17 protein-coding genes and 3 tRNA genes are annotated in these 17,291 nt (G+C 67.1%); 8 read left to right on the top strand and 12 right to left on the bottom strand.

What is annotated here, in order from left to right:
- The first annotated feature begins 33 nt into the window (after window positions 1–33).
- The 3 genes from ORV05_RS30430 (at window position 34) to lon (ending at window position 4,457) form a co-directional block, all read left to right on the top strand.
- On the top strand, window positions 34–1,017 hold the full coding sequence (locus ORV05_RS30430) for a GNAT family N-acetyltransferase (RefSeq protein ID WP_268755357.1): 984 nt from the start codon (window positions 34–36) through the stop codon (window positions 1,015–1,017).
- 9 nt (window positions 1,018–1,026) lie between these two features.
- On the top strand, window positions 1,027–1,878 hold the full coding sequence (locus ORV05_RS30435) for an SAM-dependent methyltransferase (RefSeq protein WP_268755358.1): 852 nt from the start codon (window positions 1,027–1,029) through the stop codon (window positions 1,876–1,878).
- A gap of 167 nt (window positions 1,879–2,045) precedes the next feature.
- Window positions 2,046–4,457: an endopeptidase La gene (lon, locus tag ORV05_RS30440; protein WP_268755359.1), complete on the top strand. Its 2,412-nt coding sequence runs from the start codon at window positions 2,046–2,048 to the stop codon at window positions 4,455–4,457.
- Between the two features lie 89 nt (window positions 4,458–4,546).
- On the opposite strand, the gene ORV05_RS30445 is transcribed toward lon, so the two are convergent.
- The 5 genes from ORV05_RS30445 to ORV05_RS30465 form a co-directional block, all read right to left on the bottom strand.
- Window positions 4,547–4,618 (bottom strand) — tRNA-Arg (locus tag ORV05_RS30445).
- Between the two features lie 40 nt (window positions 4,619–4,658).
- A tRNA-Arg gene (locus ORV05_RS30450) sits at window positions 4,659–4,732 on the bottom strand.
- A 183-nt stretch (window positions 4,733–4,915) separates the two neighbouring features.
- Entirely contained in the window at window positions 4,916–5,821 is a 906-nt protein-coding gene (locus tag ORV05_RS30455) for an aldo/keto reductase (RefSeq protein ID WP_407652608.1), read from the bottom strand.
- A gap of 78 nt (window positions 5,822–5,899) precedes the next feature.
- Window positions 5,900–6,895, bottom strand: a complete 996-nt coding sequence (ligD, locus tag ORV05_RS30460; RefSeq protein ID WP_268755360.1) for a non-homologous end-joining DNA ligase — start codon at window positions 6,893–6,895, stop codon at window positions 5,900–5,902.
- A complete protein-coding gene (locus ORV05_RS30465) occupies window positions 6,892–7,971 on the bottom strand; it encodes an ATP-dependent DNA ligase (protein WP_268755361.1) in 1,080 nt (359 codons plus the stop codon). The genes ligD and ORV05_RS30465 overlap by 4 nt, the downstream gene beginning before the upstream one ends.
- Before the next feature lie 83 nt (window positions 7,972–8,054).
- Between ORV05_RS30465 and ORV05_RS30470 the strand changes: the two genes are divergently transcribed.
- On the top strand, window positions 8,055–9,035 hold the full coding sequence (locus ORV05_RS30470) for a YihY/virulence factor BrkB family protein (protein ID WP_268755362.1): 981 nt from the start codon (window positions 8,055–8,057) through the stop codon (window positions 9,033–9,035).
- Window positions 9,036–9,208: 173 nt separating this feature from the next.
- On the opposite strand, the gene ORV05_RS30475 is transcribed toward ORV05_RS30470, so the two are convergent.
- Complete coding sequence (locus tag ORV05_RS30475; protein ID WP_268755363.1) at window positions 9,209–9,832, bottom strand: hypothetical protein; 624 nt, start codon at window positions 9,830–9,832, stop codon at window positions 9,209–9,211.
- Between the two features lie 140 nt (window positions 9,833–9,972).
- On the opposite strand from ORV05_RS30475, the gene ORV05_RS30480 reads away from it, so the two are divergent.
- From ORV05_RS30480 to ORV05_RS30490, 3 genes are all read left to right on the top strand, one after another.
- Window positions 9,973–10,293: a hypothetical protein gene (locus tag ORV05_RS30480; RefSeq protein ID WP_268755364.1), complete on the top strand. Its 321-nt coding sequence runs from the start codon at window positions 9,973–9,975 to the stop codon at window positions 10,291–10,293.
- Window positions 10,294–10,364: 71 nt separating this feature from the next.
- Window positions 10,365–10,553, top strand: coding sequence for a helix-turn-helix transcriptional regulator (locus tag ORV05_RS30485; RefSeq protein WP_268755365.1), 189 nt, complete (start codon window positions 10,365–10,367; stop codon window positions 10,551–10,553).
- A complete protein-coding gene (locus ORV05_RS30490; RefSeq protein ID WP_268755366.1) occupies window positions 10,553–11,920 on the top strand; it encodes a tyrosine-type recombinase/integrase in 1,368 nt (455 codons plus the stop codon). Before ORV05_RS30485 ends, ORV05_RS30490 begins: the two co-directional genes overlap by 1 nt.
- Before the next feature lie 88 nt (window positions 11,921–12,008).
- On the opposite strand, the gene ORV05_RS30495 is transcribed toward ORV05_RS30490, so the two are convergent.
- A complete protein-coding gene (locus ORV05_RS30495; RefSeq protein ID WP_268755367.1) occupies window positions 12,009–13,085 on the bottom strand; it encodes a hypothetical protein in 1,077 nt (358 codons plus the stop codon).
- 762 nt (window positions 13,086–13,847) lie between these two features.
- Window positions 13,848–13,929, bottom strand: a tRNA-Tyr gene (locus tag ORV05_RS30500).
- A 124-nt stretch (window positions 13,930–14,053) separates the two neighbouring features.
- On the opposite strand from ORV05_RS30500, the gene ORV05_RS30505 reads away from it, so the two are divergent.
- Window positions 14,054–14,545, top strand: coding sequence for a YajQ family cyclic di-GMP-binding protein (locus ORV05_RS30505; protein ID WP_186382322.1), 492 nt, complete (start codon window positions 14,054–14,056; stop codon window positions 14,543–14,545).
- On the opposite strand, the gene ORV05_RS30510 is transcribed toward ORV05_RS30505, so the two are convergent.
- Genes ORV05_RS30510 through ORV05_RS30525 form a run of 4 tightly spaced genes read right to left on the bottom strand, consistent with a single transcriptional unit; the run spans window position 14,536 to window position 17,282 of the window.
- Complete coding sequence (locus tag ORV05_RS30510) at window positions 14,536–15,102, bottom strand: hypothetical protein (RefSeq protein ID WP_268755368.1); 567 nt, start codon at window positions 15,100–15,102, stop codon at window positions 14,536–14,538. The two genes, ORV05_RS30505 and ORV05_RS30510, sit on opposite strands and share 10 nt — an antisense overlap.
- A gap of 53 nt (window positions 15,103–15,155) precedes the next feature.
- Entirely contained in the window at window positions 15,156–15,788 is a 633-nt protein-coding gene (locus tag ORV05_RS30515) for a DsbA family oxidoreductase (protein WP_268755369.1), read from the bottom strand.
- A 29-nt stretch (window positions 15,789–15,817) separates the two neighbouring features.
- Window positions 15,818–16,411 carry a TetR/AcrR family transcriptional regulator gene (locus tag ORV05_RS30520; RefSeq protein WP_268755370.1) on the bottom strand — a complete coding sequence of 198 codons (594 nt, stop codon included), beginning with the start codon at window positions 16,409–16,411 and terminating at the stop codon, window positions 15,818–15,820.
- Between the two features lie 4 nt (window positions 16,412–16,415).
- Entirely contained in the window at window positions 16,416–17,282 is an 867-nt protein-coding gene (locus ORV05_RS30525) for an alpha/beta fold hydrolase (RefSeq protein ID WP_268755371.1), read from the bottom strand.
- Window positions 17,283–17,291: the final 9 nt, after the last annotated feature.

Below are 17,291 nucleotides of genomic sequence, written 5' to 3' on the forward strand. Positions count from 1 at the left end.
TTTCCGCAATTTTGTTGATCGCTAGGGGTAACCGTGTCCCAGTCCGAATCCGGCCCCGACCGGCCGGGGAAAAGGCTGCGGAAAAGGGAGGCGATCGCAACGGAGCAGACGCTGGACACGAGCGGCACGGATTCACTGCTGCCCACGTCAGACCCCTTTGCCGACCGGTATGGCGGCACCGGCTGGCGCCGGGAAACGGGCGATTCGGTCGCGCACGGGGTCGCGGTGCGCAGCGAAATCGCCGCGAACGATAGTGACTCTCTGTGGCGGGCGCTGGTCGAGCACCGGCTCCTCACCCGGCTGGCCGGCCCGCTGGCCGGCGAGTGCTTCGCCGATGTTCTTGCGCAGTGGGAGGAACATCTCAGCGCGCTGGCGCCGCGGTCGGACTGGGAGCAGGCGGCCGTGGTTCCGCGCCCCAGCCGTGATCCGGCGGGCTCGGCCGAACTGCTGCGGCACGCTTTCGCACCGGTTCGAGTGCTCGCGGTGCGTCCCGCGGACCGCCTGGCCGCGCCGGGACCCGCCACTCAGCCGGGGGTGCGCATCCGCCCCGCCGAACCGGCCGACCTGGATACCGCGGTCGCGCTGTCCCTCCGGCTCCAGCGTTACGACGCGCAGTTCGGTCTGGTGACCCTGCGCCCGAACGTGGAGGGCCTGCTCCGGGAAGCGCTGTCGGAAGAATTGCGGTGTGGGGAACCGACGGTGTGGCTGGCCGAACTGTACGGTCGCCCGCTCGGCCTGCTGAGGATCCAGTTCCCGCCCGGAACGGCCTGGATCTCCCCGTTCGTCGCGGTCGACCGGGTCGGCTACGTCGCCTCGCTCCACGTGGACGAGGCCGCCCGGTCGTCGGGGGTGGGCGGCGCACTCGCCGCACACGCACACCAGTTGTTCGACGAGGCCGGCGTGGAGGCCGCCCTGCTGCACCACGCACTGCCGAACCCAACGTCAACCCCCTTCTGGTACGCACAGGGTTACCGACCGTTGTGGACCTACTGGTACCGACGTCCGGCAGTGCGATAGAAAGCAGCCATGACCGAGAGCCAAGACCTCGCTCCCGAAGCACCCGAAGGGGTCGACACCGACAAGCCTTCCGCCGCCCGGATGTACGACTGGTACCTGGGCGGCACGCACAACTGGGCCGTGGACCGCGAGTTCGGCAAGCAGGTCGTCGAACTGTTCCCGCAGGTTCGCGAGCTCGCACGGCAGAACCGTCAGTTCCTGGGGCGGGCGGTGCGCGCCGCCATGGACGCCGGTATCCGCCAGTTCCTCGATCTGGGGTCCGGGGTGCCCACGGTGGGCAACGTGCACGAGATCGTCCGCAAGCACCTGCCGGAGGGCGAACGGGCTGGCGTGGTCTACGTCGACTACGAACCCGTCGCGGCCGCGCACGGCACACTGCTACTGGAGCGGGACGGCGCCACCGACTGGGCCGGTCTGGTCCAGGCCGACCTGCGGGACACCGGCGCCGTGCTCAGGCACGAGACCACCCGGCGACTGATCGACTTCTCGCAGCCGGTGTGCGTGCTGATGATCGCGGTGCTGCACTTCATCGGCGGTGACGATCACCCCCAGGAGATCGTGGAGCGCTATCGCCGCAAGCTCGCGCCCGGAAGCTGGCTCGCCATCTCGCACATCACCAGCGAAGGCGCACCGGAAGAGGACGCCGCGGCGGTGCGCCGGTTCGCGGACGCCTACCGGAACACCAGCAACCCGCTGTGGGTACGCGACAAGGCGGACATCGCGCGGTGGTTCGGTAACTGGCCGCTGGTCGAACCCGGGCTGGTGCACCCGGCGGACTGGCGTCCGGAAACCAAGCTGACACCGATCGAGGCGATTTCCCGCCCGTTCGGCTGGTGCGGGGTGGCCGAGAACCAGGCCTGATCGGGCGGGCTGCGCGGGGCCAAGGCCGTGAGGGGACCCCTCACGGCGATGTCGGCTGTCCGTGACAGCACAGGCGCGGTTGCTCGCTTACAGCGAACGACCGGGGGAAACAAATTGGGGCTCAGGGAAGTTGAGCTGTGCAGACTCAACTACGAAGGAGCGCCCCGATGACCGAAATCAGGCTCCTGCCCCTCCTGCCTCTCGACGAAGACGTCGTGCTCCCCGGCATGATCGTCCCGCTGGAGCTCGAAGACGCCGAGATCCGGGCCGCGGTGGAATCCGCGCAGGCCAAGGCGCCGAGTTCGCCGTCGTTCCCCGGTATCCGGTCCCTGCCCGCGGCCAAGCCCACCAAGCCCGAGGTCCTGATCGTGCCCCGGGTGCACGGCGAATACGCCGAGCTGGGCACGGTCGCCACGATCGAACGGGTGGGCCGGGTGCCCGGCGGCAAGGCCGCGGTACTGATCCGCGGTACCCGCCGTGCCCGTCTCGGCGAGACCGGCCAGGGCCCGGGAGCGGCCCGCTGGGTGCAGGCCGAGCCCGTCACCGAAACCGGCGGCGAGCGGGTGAACGCGCTGGCCGCCGACTACAAGTCCGTGGTGATCACGATCCTGCAGCAGCGCGAAGGCTGGCAGATGATCGACGCGGTGCAGCAGCTCGACGATCCCTCCGCGATCGCCGACCTCGCGGGCAATGCGCCGTACCTGAAGCTCGACCAGAAGCTCGAACTGCTGGCCACGCTCGACGTCGCGGCACGGTTGGAGCGCGCGCTCGAATGGAGCCGCGAGTACCTGGCCGAACTGGAGGTCACCGACACGATCCGCAAGGACGTGGCGGAAGGCATGGAGAAGCAGCAGAAGGAGTTCCTGCTGCGGCGCCAGCTCGAAGCGATCCGCAAGGAACTCGGCGAGCTGGACGGCAGCGCCAAGGAGGACGACTACCGCGCCCGCGTGGAAGCGGCCGAGCTGCCCGAGCACGTGCGCAAGGCCGCACTGGCCGAGGTGGACAAGCTGGACCGGACCTCGGAGCAGTCACCGGAGGGCGGCTGGATCCGGACGTGGCTGGACACCGTGCTGGAGCTGCCGTGGCAGACCCGCACCGCCGACGTGCACGACATCGCCGCGGCCCGTGCCGTCCTGGACGCCGACCACGCCGGTCTCGACGACGTGAAGGAACGCATCGTCGAGTACCTGGCGGTGCGCAACCGGCGCGCCGAGGCCGGGCTCGGCCAGGTCGGCGGCCGCCGATCGGGCGCCGTGCTGGCGCTGGTCGGCCCGCCCGGGGTGGGCAAGACCTCGCTCGGCGAGTCGATCGCGAAGGCGATGGGCCGCAGGTTCGTCCGGGTGGCACTCGGCGGCGTGCGGGACGAGGCGGAGATCCGCGGCCACCGGCGCACCTATGTGGGCGCCCTGCCCGGCCGGATCGTGCGGGCCATCAAGGAAGCCGGTTCGATGAACCCGGTCGTGCTGCTCGACGAGGTCGACAAGGTCGGCACCGACTACCGCGGCGACCCGACGGCGGCCCTGCTCGAAGTGCTGGACCCGGAGCAGAACCACACCTTCCGCGACCACTACCTCGAGGTCGAACTGGACCTGTCCGACGTGGTGTTCCTGGCCACGGCCAACGCGCTGGAGACCATCCCCGGACCGCTGCTGGACCGGATGGAACTGGTCACGCTCGACGGCTACACCGAGCACGAGAAGGTGATCATCGGCCGGGACCACCTGCTCCCCCGTGAGCTGGAGCGGGCCGGGCTCGGCCAGGACGACGTGCGGTTCACCGATGCCGCGCTGAGCCGGATCGCCGCCGAGTACACCCGCGAAGCGGGGGTCCGCGACGCCAACCGCACCATCGCGAAGGTGCTGCGCAAGATCACCACGAAGGTCGCGCTCGGAGAGGCCGCGCTGCCGGTCACCGTGGACGCCGAAGGACTTCCGGGCTATCTCGGCCGGCCCCGGCACCTGCCGGAGTCGTCGCTGCCCGCCTCGACGCAGCGGACCGCGACCCCGGGCGTGGCCACCGGTCTCGCGGTGACCGGCGCGGGCGGTGACGTGCTCTACGTGGAGGCGTCGCTGGCGGACCCGGAGACCGGCGGCACCGGCGTCACGCTGACCGGCCAGCTCGGCGACGTGATGAAGGAGTCGGCGCAGATCGCGCTGTCCTACCTTCGTTCCCGTGGCGCCGAACTGGAGCTGCCGGTCGGTGATCTGAAGGACCGCGGTGTCCACGTGCACGTCCCCGCCGGGGCGGTGCCGAAGGACGGGCCTTCGGCGGGCGTCACGATGACCACCGCGCTGGCGTCGCTGTTGTCCGGACGAGTGGTGCGGGCCGATGTGGCGATGACCGGTGAGGTGTCGCTGACCGGCCGGGTCCTGCCGATCGGCGGGGTGAAGCAGAAGCTGCTCGCCGCGCACCGGGCGGGCCTGCGCACGGTGATCATCCCGCAGCGCAACGAGCCCGACCTCGACGACGTCCCCGCGGACGTGCTGGCCGAACTCGACGTGCACCCGGTCACCACCGTGCGCGAGGTCCTCGACCTCGCCCTGTCCCCCGCGTCCACCCCGGTGACGCAGGCGGCGTGAACCACGACGGCGGCCCCGTCCGGGAAACCCCGGACGGGGCCACCGTTTCACACTGTCCACAAGAGACAGTTCACCGGCGTTCCCGGCCGCGCCCTCGCCAGGAGTCGAACCTGGATCTCCGGTTCCGGAAACCGGCGTCGTGTCCGTTGGACCACGAAGGCTGGAGCCGGCTTCCCGCCGTGCACAGGGGAAGCCGGGGCGCACCCCGGCGAGGACTCGAACCTCGAACCTCCGCGTTCGTAGCGCGGCACTCTGTCCACTTGAGCTACCGGGGCAGGGGAAAAACGCCGTGCAGGACGGCATTTCCGGAAGAAGCAGTGGTGTTTCAGTCCACTGCGCGGAACCCGCGACGGGCACGCTTCCGTCGCGCCACGGCGGAAAGCCGTGCCACGAACCGGTGGTTCCACGTCGCGTTCATGGGTCCAGTCTCCGCCCCGGCCCCGGACGCGTCAACGGATTTACGCCAGTGAAGCCGCGACCCCGTCGAGGCTTTCGATGATCTCCGGGTCGAGGCGGACATCGCCCACCATCAGGTTTTCGTCGAGGTGGTCCGGGTTGCTGGTGCCCGGGATGAGCAACGTGTGCTCGTAGTGGGCCAGCAGCCAGGCCAGCCCGACCTGCGCGGGCGTCACCCCCAGCGAGGCGGCCGCTTCGATGACCGCAGGCTGCTCGACGACCTTGGGATGACCGGGGAACGCGGAGCCGAGCGGGAAGAACGGCACCCAGGCGATGTCGTGCTCCCGGCACAGGTCGAGCACCGGCCCGGTGGCGCGGTCGACGAGGTTGTAGCCGTTCTGGACGCAGGCGATCCCGGCAGGCAGCGCCTGACGGAGTTGCGCGGCGCTCACGTTGCTCAACCCGATCGCGCCGATCTTGCCCTCGTCTCGCAGGGCGACGAGCTCGGCCAACTGGCTGTCGAGGTCGACGAGCTGGTCTCCCTCGGCGAGGATGCCCGGCGGCGCGTCGAGACGGCGCAGATTGACCACGGCCAACTGGTCGATCCCGAGGGCGGCCAGGTTTTCCTCCACGCCCGCGCGCAGTTGCTCAGGCCGTTGCGCCGCGACCAGCCCGCCGCGCTGGTCGTGGTCGGCGCCGACCTTGCTGACCAGGGCGAGGTCGTCGGGGAAGGGGTGCAGGGCCTCGCGGATCAGCTCGTTGCAGGCCCCGTCACCGTAGAACTGCGCGGTGTCGATGTGGTTGACGCCCTGGTCGACGGCCCGGCGCAGCACTTCCAGTGCCCTCGCGCGGTCGACGGGCGGGCGGCCGCGAAGCGGCCCCAGTTGCATGGCGCCGAACCCGATCCGCGCGACGGGCCGTCCGGCCAGCAACGCGGAGCCACCGGGCGCCTTCTTGGTTTCTGTCACGTGCACACTCCCAGTTAAACGGAGGATCCTCCGGTACGCGGAGCCGAGCGTAGCAGAAGCGGAGGACCCTCCGGTAGTTCAGGAGTTCTTCTTGGCGCGACTGGGCGCCACTCGCGGCGGCTCGTCCGGCATCTTCGGATACACCGGCGGCCACGGCGCGTCCATCAAACCGTTTTCCCTGTCCTGACGGGATTTCTCCAGCAGCGGCTCGATCGACTGCGGTCGGCGGCGCGCCCACGGGTCACCGCGCCGGGCCAGCAGGGCGGGCACGGTGGCGATGGTCAGCTCGTCCGGTTCGACGGTGTCCAGGTCCTCCCACGCGATCGGCGTGGACACCTGCGCGCCCACGCGCGGCCGGACGCACCAGGCGCCGAACACGGTCTTGTGCGGCGCGTTCTGGTTGTAGTCCACGAAAACCCGTGCGCCGCGTTCCTCCTTCCACCACTGAGCAGTGATCAACGAGGGATGGCGGCGTTCGAGTTCGCGGGCGAGCGCGACGGCGGCATCCCGCACCCGGTAACCGTTCCACCGCGGTTCGAGCGTGACGTAGATGTGCAGCCCTCGTGAACCCGTCGTCTTGAGCCACGCTTCGATGCCGAGTTCGCCGAGCAACTCCCGCGTGTGCCGGGCCGCCTCACGCACCTGCCCGAAGGTGACCCCTGGTGAGGGGTCGAGGTCGATGCGCAACTCGTCGGTGAACTGCGGGGTGGCCGCGTGGAACGGCCAGACGTGGAAACCGAGGCACCCGAGGTTGACCGCCCACAGCACGTGCGCCAGGTCCGCGGCGACGAGCGCTTCGCTGGTGGTGCCGTTCGGCGTGGCCACCGTGGTGGTGGACAGCCAGGGCGGCGCCGAGGACGGCACCCGCTTCTGGAACCACGACTTGCCGCCCGCCCCGTCGGGATGGCGCTCCAGCAGCAGGGGCCGCCCGCCCAGCGTGCCCAGCAGCGGCCCGGCCACCGCCTGGTAGTAGCGGATCAGGTCCAGCTTCGTCTCGCCCCGCTCGCCGAAGTACACCTTTTCCGGGTGGGAAACGGTGAGCCGACGGCCGTCGACCTCGAGGGTCACGCTCACGGCGAGGCGACCTCGGTGAACAGCGCGGCCAGTTCCGCCGGGGCGACCTCTTCCAGTTGCCCGTAGGTGCACGACTCGGGCTTGCGGTCCGGGCGGAACCGCACCAGCCGGGTCCCGTGGCGGAACCGGTCGGCCTGCAGGTGTTCGTAGCGGACCTCGGCGACCAGTTCGGGCCGCAGCGGTTCCCACGACAGGTCCTTCTGCGCGTTCCACCGGCTCAACCCGCCAGGCATCCTCCCGCCGCTCTCGCGCTGCGCATCGGCCCAGTCACGCCACGGATGGTTCTCCAGCGCGTTCTCCCTCAGGGGAGCGAGCTCACCGACCAGTTCCCCGCGCCGGGCGGCGGTGAAACTGCTCGCGACGCCCACGTGATGCAGCGTGCCCGCATCGTCGTAGAGGCCCAGCAGGAGCGAGCCGACGCCCTTTCCGTCCGCGTGCCACCGGAATCCGGCGACCACGCAGTCCGCGGTCCGCTCGTGCTTGACCTTCCACATGACGCGCTTGTCCTGTGCGTAGGGCTGGTTGGACGGCTTCGCCATCACCCCGTCGAATCCCGCGCCTTCGAACCGCTCGAACCAGTCGCGGGCGACGGCGGGGTCCTCGGTCATCGGGGTCAGGTGCACGCGGGCCAGCGACGACCCGACGACACCTTCCAGCAGCCGCCGGCGTTCCGAAAAGGGTTCGTGCGTCAGATCGCGGTCGTCGAGTGCGAGGAGATCGAACACTACGAGGCTCGCGGGCGTCTCCTGCGCGAGTTTGCGCACTCGCGAGGCCGCCGGATGCAGGCGCAGCTGGAGGCTGTCGAAGTCGAGCCCGCGCTCGGTCACGATCACGATCTCCCCGTCGACCACGCAGCGTGGCGGAAGGGCCCGCTTGACCAGGTCGATCAGCTCGGGGAAGTACCGCGTCAGCGGCCGGTCGTTGCGGGAACCCAGCTCGACCTCGTCACCGTCGCGGAACGTAATGCAGCGAAAGCCGTCCCATTTCGGCTCGTACCACAGTCCGGGTGCGGTCGGCACCTCGTGCACGGCCTTGGCGAGCATCGGTTTCACCGGCGGCATCACGGGCAGGTCCACGAAGCGATGCTAGGCCGGTAACGGGGGTTGCGGCATCCCGTCCGCCCGGTTCACGCCATACGGGAACGGGTATTCCTCGGGCCGTGAACCAGCAGAATGGTCGTTCCGGCAGTCAGGTGAAGGCCAAGCTCGAACAGGTGGATCGGTTCCAGCGGGAGCACCGCACGGTGGCGGTGCCGGTAGCGGTGGTCCGCAAGTTCGCCGAAGACCGGTCGCCGCAACTGGCGAGCATGATCGCCTTCTGGGCTTTCTTCTCGATCTTCCCGTTGTTCCTGGTGTTCGTGACGCTGCTGGGGTTCTTCCTGCCGCCGAACCTCAGGAACGACGTCCTGACCACCGTCGGCTCGATGTTCCCGCTGATCGATCCGACCAGCGTGCAGGGCCTGACCGGGTCCTGGTGGGCGCTGATCCTCGGCCTCGTCACCGCACTGTGGAGCGGGATGCGCGCCGTGCGGGTCACCCAGTTCGCGTTCAACTCGGTGTGGGAACTGCCGTACAAGGACCGGCCGAAGTTCGTCGAGCAGATCGGCCGGAGCCTCGGCGTCCTGGTCACCATCGGGCTCGGGCTCGTGCTCACCACCCTGGTCACCGGGTTCGTCGCCGGAGCGGCCGGGGCGCTCGGCCTCAGCTGGTCCGGGCACCTGCTCGGTTACGCGGTCGCGGTAGTGCTGGACGTGGGCCTGTTCGTGGCGGCGTTCCGCATCCTCACCAACCGCGAGATCACGACGCGGGACGTGCTGCCCGGAGCGGTGCTGTCCGGTCTGTTGTTCTTCGTGCTGCAATCGCTTTCTTCGCTGATCATCAGCCGTTACCTGCACAACGCGCAACGCACCTACGGCCAGTTCGCCACCGTGATCACGCTGCTGTGGTGGTTCTACCTGCAGAGCATCGTGACGCTGCTGGGCGCACAACTCAACGTCGTGCTCAAGGAACACCTCCACCCGCGTGCGCTGGCCGCGTCGCTGGACACGGAAGCGGACGAGCGCGCCTACCGCGCCTACGCACAGGAACGCGCATACCACGACGACGAGCACATCCGCACCGAATTCCGGGACAAGCGCTGAGGTTCGACCGGGCGCGGAGCTGACGCTGCCCGGACAGGTGCGGATCGTCGCCGATTACGCCGGTCGCCGCTGATGTGTGGGCAGATGGCCAGGCGGCCCGTTCCCGCCGAGGCGATCAGGCGCTGGACGGAAGCGGTTCTGCGCGACGCCGGTGTGCATCGCGATCTGCTGACCTACTGCCGGGGAGGGTTCGATTCCGCACCGGCCGGACGAACTGACCGCAGGCTTGTCCACAAGTTGTCCACAGGGTTATCCACCGGTTGTGCACAGGTCCTGCCCCTCACGGAAGTGGGATACCGCCGCCACCGTGATTCGGGGACCCCGAAGTCGAGGTGGTTCTCGTCCAACCCGTTGGCGACGGTGACCGAACCACCCTGCGCGAAGTCGAAATGCAGCGCGCAGGTGCCGTCGGCGACATCCCCTTCCTCGCCACGCCATTGGAGGAACACAACGGACGAAAGACGCCGTCCACGCAACGCGACCAGTTCGCACGGGACGTCGTCCCGCCAGCCGAGGCGAAAGCCCCGAACGGCCGGGGCGCGGTCGGTGTCGATCGAGTTCCAGGTGATGGAAAGCTCGGCGAACTTCTGGTGGTTGATCTCGACCTGCTCATCCTCGAAGCCCAGCACCACAGGCCCGTCACTCCACCATTCGTCGCTATCGAGATCCCACATCAGCCGCGTGGCCGTGAGTCGGCGACCGACGAGCGCGGCCAGACGATCGCCATGTTCCCGGCGCATCTCCGCCAGAGCGGTGAGCCAATACGGACGGTAGCCGTCGATCCCGAAGTCGAACACCGGACGATTGTGACGGTCGAGTATGCGACCTGTCGCGCGATTCGCTCGGCAGATGCCCGCACGAGCCCACCAGGTCCGGCCCTGGGAACAAAACACCCCCGTGCCCTAAACCCCTGGACAGCCGGCGCCTGGCCAAAGAATTGGACCGGTACCTCGTCCGCCCGAAGGATCTCAAGGTCAACAGCAGGGCTCTGAAGGGCTACCGCGTCGACGGAGACGGCGACCTTGCCGATGCCTGGAGTCGCTACCTACCGCCGCTCGATCTCGCCGCGACCTCCGCGACCAGCGCAACCCAGCAGGTCAGCGCACCTAGCGAAGTCGCACGCGTAACGCAGCCGTCCGCGACCTCCGCGACCGACCAGGTCGCGGACGGTCGCGGCTCCCGCAAGGCAACCGCGACCCCGGTGACCAGCACGGTCGCGGAGGTCGCGGCAGTCGCGGACGAATCAGCCGGTCCGTAGCCCAGGCCTCGCGACCCCACTACTTCCATCCGTCGTGCCTTCGTCGGCACTCCTCAAGGAGCACTCACTAGATGACCGCCGCGCGTCAGCTCCTCACTCTCAAGGCACTCTGCGAGGAGCTTCAAATCGCTAAGTCGACTTTTTACGACTGGTGTGCCAAGAACCGCGCACCCCGCTGTATCAAGCTTCCGAACGGAGAGATCCGCATCCGCCGCGCCGACCTGGAACGTTGGCTCGAATCGCGAGAGGTGACGGCCTGATGGACGCCACCCACGAGGTCCGCATCTGGGCGATCAAGCAGTACAGGGGAAAGAAGAAGACGACCTACCGGGTGCGGTGGGTCGTCGCCGGGAACGAGTTCGGCGAGTCGTTCGAGACCTCGGCCCTCGCCGACAGCTTCCGATCTGGCCTCGTCTCGTCCGCACGCAGCGGCGAAGCGTTCGACACCGAGAGCGGACTCCCCGTCTCGATGAAGCGTCAGCAGGCGGAAGCCGTGACCTGGTATGCCTTCGCCTGCTCCTACGTCGACATGAAGTGGCCCGACTCGTCACCGAAGTATCGAAAGTCGCTGGCTGAGTCCATGACGAGGATCACAGTGGCGATGCTCCACGACAGCACCCAAGTGCGCGACGGCAAGAAGCTGCGCAACGCCTTAATGACCGCCTTCAACAAAAGGACCCGCGCAGATCAACCCACGCCCGCTACCGCGGACCTCCTCAAGACCGTTGAACGCAACTGTCGGCGCGTGTCGGACCTCACCAAGCCGGACGTGCTCCGTTCCGTGCTCGGCACCCTTGACCTCAACCTCGACGGCAGGCGTGCATCGGCCAACACAGTCCGAATCCGTCGCACCGCCCTGGGGAACGCCATCGACTACGCCATCGAGAAGAAACTGCTGGCCAAGAACCCCCTCGCCGAGATCAAGGTCAAGAAGCGCAACTACGCCTTGAACGAGGTCGACCCGGCATCCGTCGTCAACCCCACACAAGCGCGGATGCTGCTCGCAGCCGTCGATGCCGTCGGTAAGCAGGGGCCACCGCTCGTGGCCTTCTTCGCCCTCATGTACTACGCCGGCCTCCGCCCCGAGGAGGCAGCCGCCTTGAAGAAGTCCAACCTGTCACTCCCCAAGGAAGGCTGGGGTGACCTGAACCTGGAAGGCGCGCGCCCCGAGATCGGCCAGGAGTGGACCGACTCCGGCGAGGCGAGCGCCGAGGGACCGCTCAAGCACAGAGAAGCCAAGGTCGGGCGGGTTGTGCCGTGCTCGCTCACGCTGACCGCGATCCTGCACAACCATCTTGCCCGTTTCGGCACCGCTCCAGACGGTCGTCTGTTCCGAGGCGCTCGCAACGGCGGGCGCCTCGGAAGCTCGACCTACGGGCGCGTGTGGGCGAAGGCTCGCGAGGCCGTGTTCACTGCCGAGCTTGCAGCCAGCGCCCTGGCCAAGCGTCCTTACGACCTTCGGCACGCCAGTGTCTCGACCTGGCTCAGCGCTGGCGTCGAAGCTCCCCGGGTGGCGAAGTGGGCCGGGCACAGCCTCACAGTGCTACTCAAGGTGTATGCCAAGTGCCTCGACGGCGGCGAGAAATCAGCAAGGGATAGGGTAGAACGATCCCAAGACGGCTGGTGACTGTGAAGAAAGCCGAAGTGAGGGCAGTGTGACCGTTCAGCAACTTGAGCGGATACCGCACGAGCAATCTCTCAACCGGAAGTCAGGTTCAATGAGACACCTCCCTACAACCACGAGGGCCAGCCCCGAGATTCTGCCAACACGTCTCTATTAGGGATCCATCTACCCCGACAAGATTGAAACGAGAGTAAGTTGCTCCACCAGCTAGAGTAGTTTCCACAGAATACTCCACAGCCAGCTCTCTCGTCATTTTTAGCGACAAGCTCACTGGCACCTTATTCAATTCGACTCCGGCAGAAATATACCCAAAAGAACTGGAGGAGATCTTAGATTGTGCCTTATATAAATTATGCGGCGAAGTCTCTGTCATGTCTACGATTTCAATATCCTCAGGGTACGGCCCCCTGCATCGATCCGCTCTTGCCGGTATATCGCGTATATATTGACTCCTTGAATCTGGCGGCATTAACAGATACCGCGCGACATAGTAAACAGCATTACCATTCACGTTCACCCATCCGTGCTGGACCTGGACCTTACTCCGAACGGCAACCTCCACACAGGCATCATTGGCGACATAGGTGCGACGCAGCGCAGACCTGAACTTCAACGACCCGCCTGCGCCAAGGCCTGTAAACCCGAACTTTCCTTGAATACTTGCACCTTCAGCAAGCTGGCTAACAGCCGTAGTTGAACATCCAGCCGCTTGAGGCCTATGGATCCGAATGAGAGGAAGGTACACGTCCCCCACCCACGAGGGAGCGTCAGGATCACGCTCAAATTGGACAGAAACAGGTATAAAACCGAACTTCTTCTCCCTTATAGGAGGATCAGGGAAGGCGAAATAATCCGATACGTCAGCCGAAGAGAGGACGTCGAACGCCTTGCTTCCAGCGTAGACTTTGATACCTCCCAATGATTCAGCAGATAGCGAGACTGTTCCACCTTGCCCCTCCTTCCTTGCGTCAACTATCCGACTTTCAACGATTAGCGATTCCCCGCTTCCTATTTCCATATTTGAGATAGGCCCACTAACACCAATCACCCTGAGCGCCTTAGCCTCATCATCTTCCTTCATCGTTTCAAATGAGGAAACAAGATGAATCACCCCATCGTTCGCAGGTTCCGCGTACTCTACGTCACCAATGTCGCCGATCTTCTGCATGACACTCCTTTACGTAATCTGCATGCTTCCAACTACGCTAACGCCTATTCCACTTTCCAGCTCGACAGATCCGCCCGCACAGGAACTCTGGAGATCACTCTTTTACTAAAATGATGCATGCCCTTAATGATCGAGACGACGGACGAATATCTGTGCCACAGCCCCTCACTTAACGAGACGTCCCGGGAGGAGTGCTGTCGATACCGGCCAGTGCTGCGAGGCAACAACACAGCCCATTGAGTCGACTTACCTCGCGCGACGGCCCGCCAGGCCAACGAGCCGTTACGGTAGGCGGAGATGCCCGAGCCCCCGCGGTGCCTCTCAGTTCGCGATCACCCGAATCCTCCGTCGCTCATCGATCCCAGGTATCGGTATCTACGCGACGACGTTTGCGCCCAGGGGTGGCGGTGCCAACAGCGAGGTGGTACCCAGCGGTCCAGCCCCACGCGCCACAGGCCCTCGCAGGAGTCCCCACCTCTTCATCATCAAAGGTGGGTTCCGCGCCGGTCACGGCCGGGCTGTCTGCCCAGCTTGATTCCACGAGCCACGGGGTGCTAACCATCTACGGGCTTGGCCAGCTTCAACATGTCCAGGAGTTGACCAAAGTTTCTGATACGGAGGGTCTCTGTCTCACTGGCGAGAACTTGGCCGCGTATTTGCCGCGACCACCCGCCGCGGGCCGGACCACCCCGGACACAGCCGGAAAGACAAGATCACCCCCGTGTCCTGTTTTCGCAGGTCGCGGGGGTGATTACTCTGGTGTGGCGGGTGAGGGATTCGAACCCCCGAAGGCAGTGCCGTCTGATTTACAGTCAGATCCCTTTGGCCGCTCGGGCAACCCGCCATGGCCGGGTGGACCGGCCGAGGACAAGAGTACCCAATGCCCCGACGGCCCCGGCAACCGGGTTGGCCATCGGCGGCTAGGGTGTGTGGCCGACCCGACAAGCGAGAGTACGAGGTGGGGATCCGTGGCCGATCCGTCTTTCGACGTAGTGAGCAAGGTCGACCGCCAGGAGGTGGACAACGCGCTGAACCAGGCCGCGAAGGAGCTGTCCACCCGGTTCGACTTCCGCGGCGTCAACGCGAAGGTGTCCTGGGCCGGCGAAGAGGCGATCACCATCGAGGCCGAGACCGAGGAGCGCGCGCTCGCGGCGGTCGAGGTGTTCAAGGAGAAGCTGATCAAACGCGGCATCTCTCTGAAGGCGTTCGAGGCCGATGAGCCCGCCGTGTCCGGCAAGATCTACAAGGTCAACGGCAAGATCATCCAGGGGATCGCCTCGGACAAGGCCAAGCAGATCGCCAAGATCATCCGCGACGAGGGCCCGAAGGGGGTCCAGGCCCAGATCCAGGGCGACCAGTTGCGCGTGTCCGGCAAGAAGAAGGACCACCTGCAGGACGTCATCGCCCTGCTCAAGGGCAAGGACCTGGACATCGCGCTCCAGTTCACCAACTACCGGTGATCCGAGGGCTCTGCTTGTAGGTCGGCCGACCGTACCCGGCGAGCTGGGAGGTCGGCCGACGCGGTTCCGTCTCGTACTTCCCGGCGTGCCCGGAACAGCCGGCGTGTTGCCGGCAGGAAGAACACGAGGATCACGGCGAGGGCACCAAGGACGATGAGCGGACCGCCCACCGCCTGGCAGAATGCCGACCATCCGCGCATGTTCGGGTCAGGAACTGGATCCACGCTCCGACTGGTCGCCGGGTCGGAGACCAGGGAGACGATCTCGATGTAGCTGCCGAAGCCCGCAAAGGGCACGCTCAGCACGGTGGCCACCGCGGCGGCGAGCCTCGACCGGCGCAGCACGAACGGCAGCAGCACCAGCACGAGGCCGACGGTCACGAGGAAGATCATCCGGAGCAGTCGGTAGAGATCGTTGACGATGGCCTCGCCGATCTCCTCGCCCTCCAGGCGTTTGCCCCGCACGGGCGCCATCACCGCGTCCCAGTGAGCCAGCGCATAGCTCAAGGCCACGCGCTCCGAGATCAGCCCGGCACTGAATACCAGCATCGCCATCACGAAAACGACGAGAGCTTGGCGCCCGCCGTCAATTCGACCGTGTCGCCCGAGGATCAGGCTTCACACGCCTTCGCGAGGGCGGCCTCGAAGGTCTCGACCGACTGGGCGCCGGACACCCCGTACCGGTTGTCGAAGACGAAGAACGGCACGCCGTTCGCGCCGAGCGCTCGCGCCTCTTCGGCGTCCGCGCGGACCTCGTCCGCGTAGGTGCCCTCCTTCAGGACCGTTCGCGCCTCGTCCGCGCCCAGACCCGCTTCGGCGGCCAGCGCAACCAGTGAATCCTCGTCGAACACCGACCGCTGTTCGGTGAAGTACGCGCGGAAGAACCGCTCCGTCACCTCGGCCTGCACGCCGCGTTCCTTCGCCAGGTGCAACAGCCGGTGCGCGTCGAAGGTGTTGCCCATGACGCCGCCGTCGAGGTGGTACTCCAGCCCTTCCGCGGCGGCGAGTTGTTCGAGCCGGTGCTCCATCTCCCGCATTTCCGACTCGTCCCGCCCGTACTTCGCGGCCAGCAACGGGAGTTTCGGCACGGTCTCGCCGCGCGGCATCCGGGGGTCGAGCTCGAACGAGCGGTAGACCACCTCGACCTCGTCACGGCGCTCGAAACCGGCGAGGGCGCGTTCGAAACGACGCTTGCCGAGATAGCACCACGGACAGACCACATCGGACCAGACGTCAACGCGCACGCCCAGCCCCAACGTGATCCCGCCGCAGGCTATTCCCGCGCCACCAGCGAGGCGAACCAGTGGCCGAGGACCTGCTGGACATCGGCGCGGGCGGCGGCCGGATCGTCGGCCTCGGCGATCATCCGCGCCCCCTCCATCACCGCGCTCAGCGCGAGCTGGGCCAGTGCGGGCACCGGCTGCGGCACGACCCGCCCCTCCTCGACCGCCTGCGCCAACACCCGGATGAGCAGCCCGAGGCCGTACTCCGCCTCGATCTCGCGCCAGACGCCCCAGCCGAGCACGGCGGGCGCGTCCGTCAGCGAGATCTGCCGGATTTCTTCGCGCAGGCAGGCGTCGAGGAACACGGACAGCGCCACGCCCATTCCCGAGACCGCGTCCGGCGCGTCCTGGAACGCGGCTTCCACTTCGGCGGTGACCTCGCGTTCCAACTCCTCCACCACCGCGCGGAACAGGCCCTGCTTGTCGGCGTAGTGGTGGTAGAGCGCGCCCCGCGTCACACCGGCCGCGCGCACGATCTCGTCGGCCGGGACGGCCTGGTAGCCGCGGCTGGCGAACAGTTCGCGGGCCGCCGCGACCAGTGCCGTCTTGGTGCTGTTGGAGCGATCTTGCTGGGTGCGTCGCACGCCCCTAATGTGCCACGACGCCCGCGAACTCGACGATCTGCCGCACCAGCACGGCGGGCTGGTCCTCGGCGATGAACGTGTAGGTGTCGGGGACCTCGACCAGCCGTCCCTTCGGCAGCAGTTCGGCGAGCCTGCGCCCGAACCTGATCGGGAACAGCTTGTCCTCCGTCCCCCACAGCAGCAGGACCGGGCGCGAGAAGGTGCGCAGCTTCTCCGCCGCCGCCAGTGTGTGACGCGGGTGCACGGCCCGCAGCAGCTTCCGCAGATCCCGGCGCACCCCGGCGGACCGGCTCACCGGCCCGAGATAGGAGTCGAGGATCTCGGGCGGGACGGGCCGCTTGACCACCCAGCCGAACAGCAGCGGGGACCGCTGCAGCGTCTTGCTCCGGGTCACCCGGGCGAGCAGCCGCATCGAACCGGGGAGCTTCGCGAGCACCGGAAGGGGCTTGAAGATCGGCGGGAAGAAGTACTCGAAGCTGTCCGAAGGCAGCAGTACCACGCGGTCGACCCGCTCCGGATGCCGCGTGAGCAGGATCTGGGTCAGCGCGCCCCCGGTGTCGTTGGCGACCAGGATCACGTCCCGCACGTCCAGTGCCGCCAGGAAGGCCGCGATGAGGTCCGCGTGGCCGGGCGGGGTGAGGTCGGCGTCGTCGTTCATCGGCTGCTCGTGCCCGCCGAGCGGCCAGTCCGGCGCGAGGCACCGGAACCCGGCCTCGGCCACCCCCGGCACCACGGCCCGCCACAGATCGGCGTTGGTGAGGATGCCGTGGAGGAAGACCACCGTCCGCCCCGATCCCCGCTCGTAGTAACGGATCCGCCCTTGCGGCAGGTCGAGGTGGCGCTCCTGCCCCAGTGATTCGCTTGTCGTCATACCCGCAGA

Source organism: Amycolatopsis cynarae, assembly GCF_026802195.1.
GTDB classification, from domain to species: Bacteria; Actinomycetota; Actinomycetes; order Mycobacteriales; family Pseudonocardiaceae; genus Amycolatopsis_E; species Amycolatopsis_E rhizosphaerae.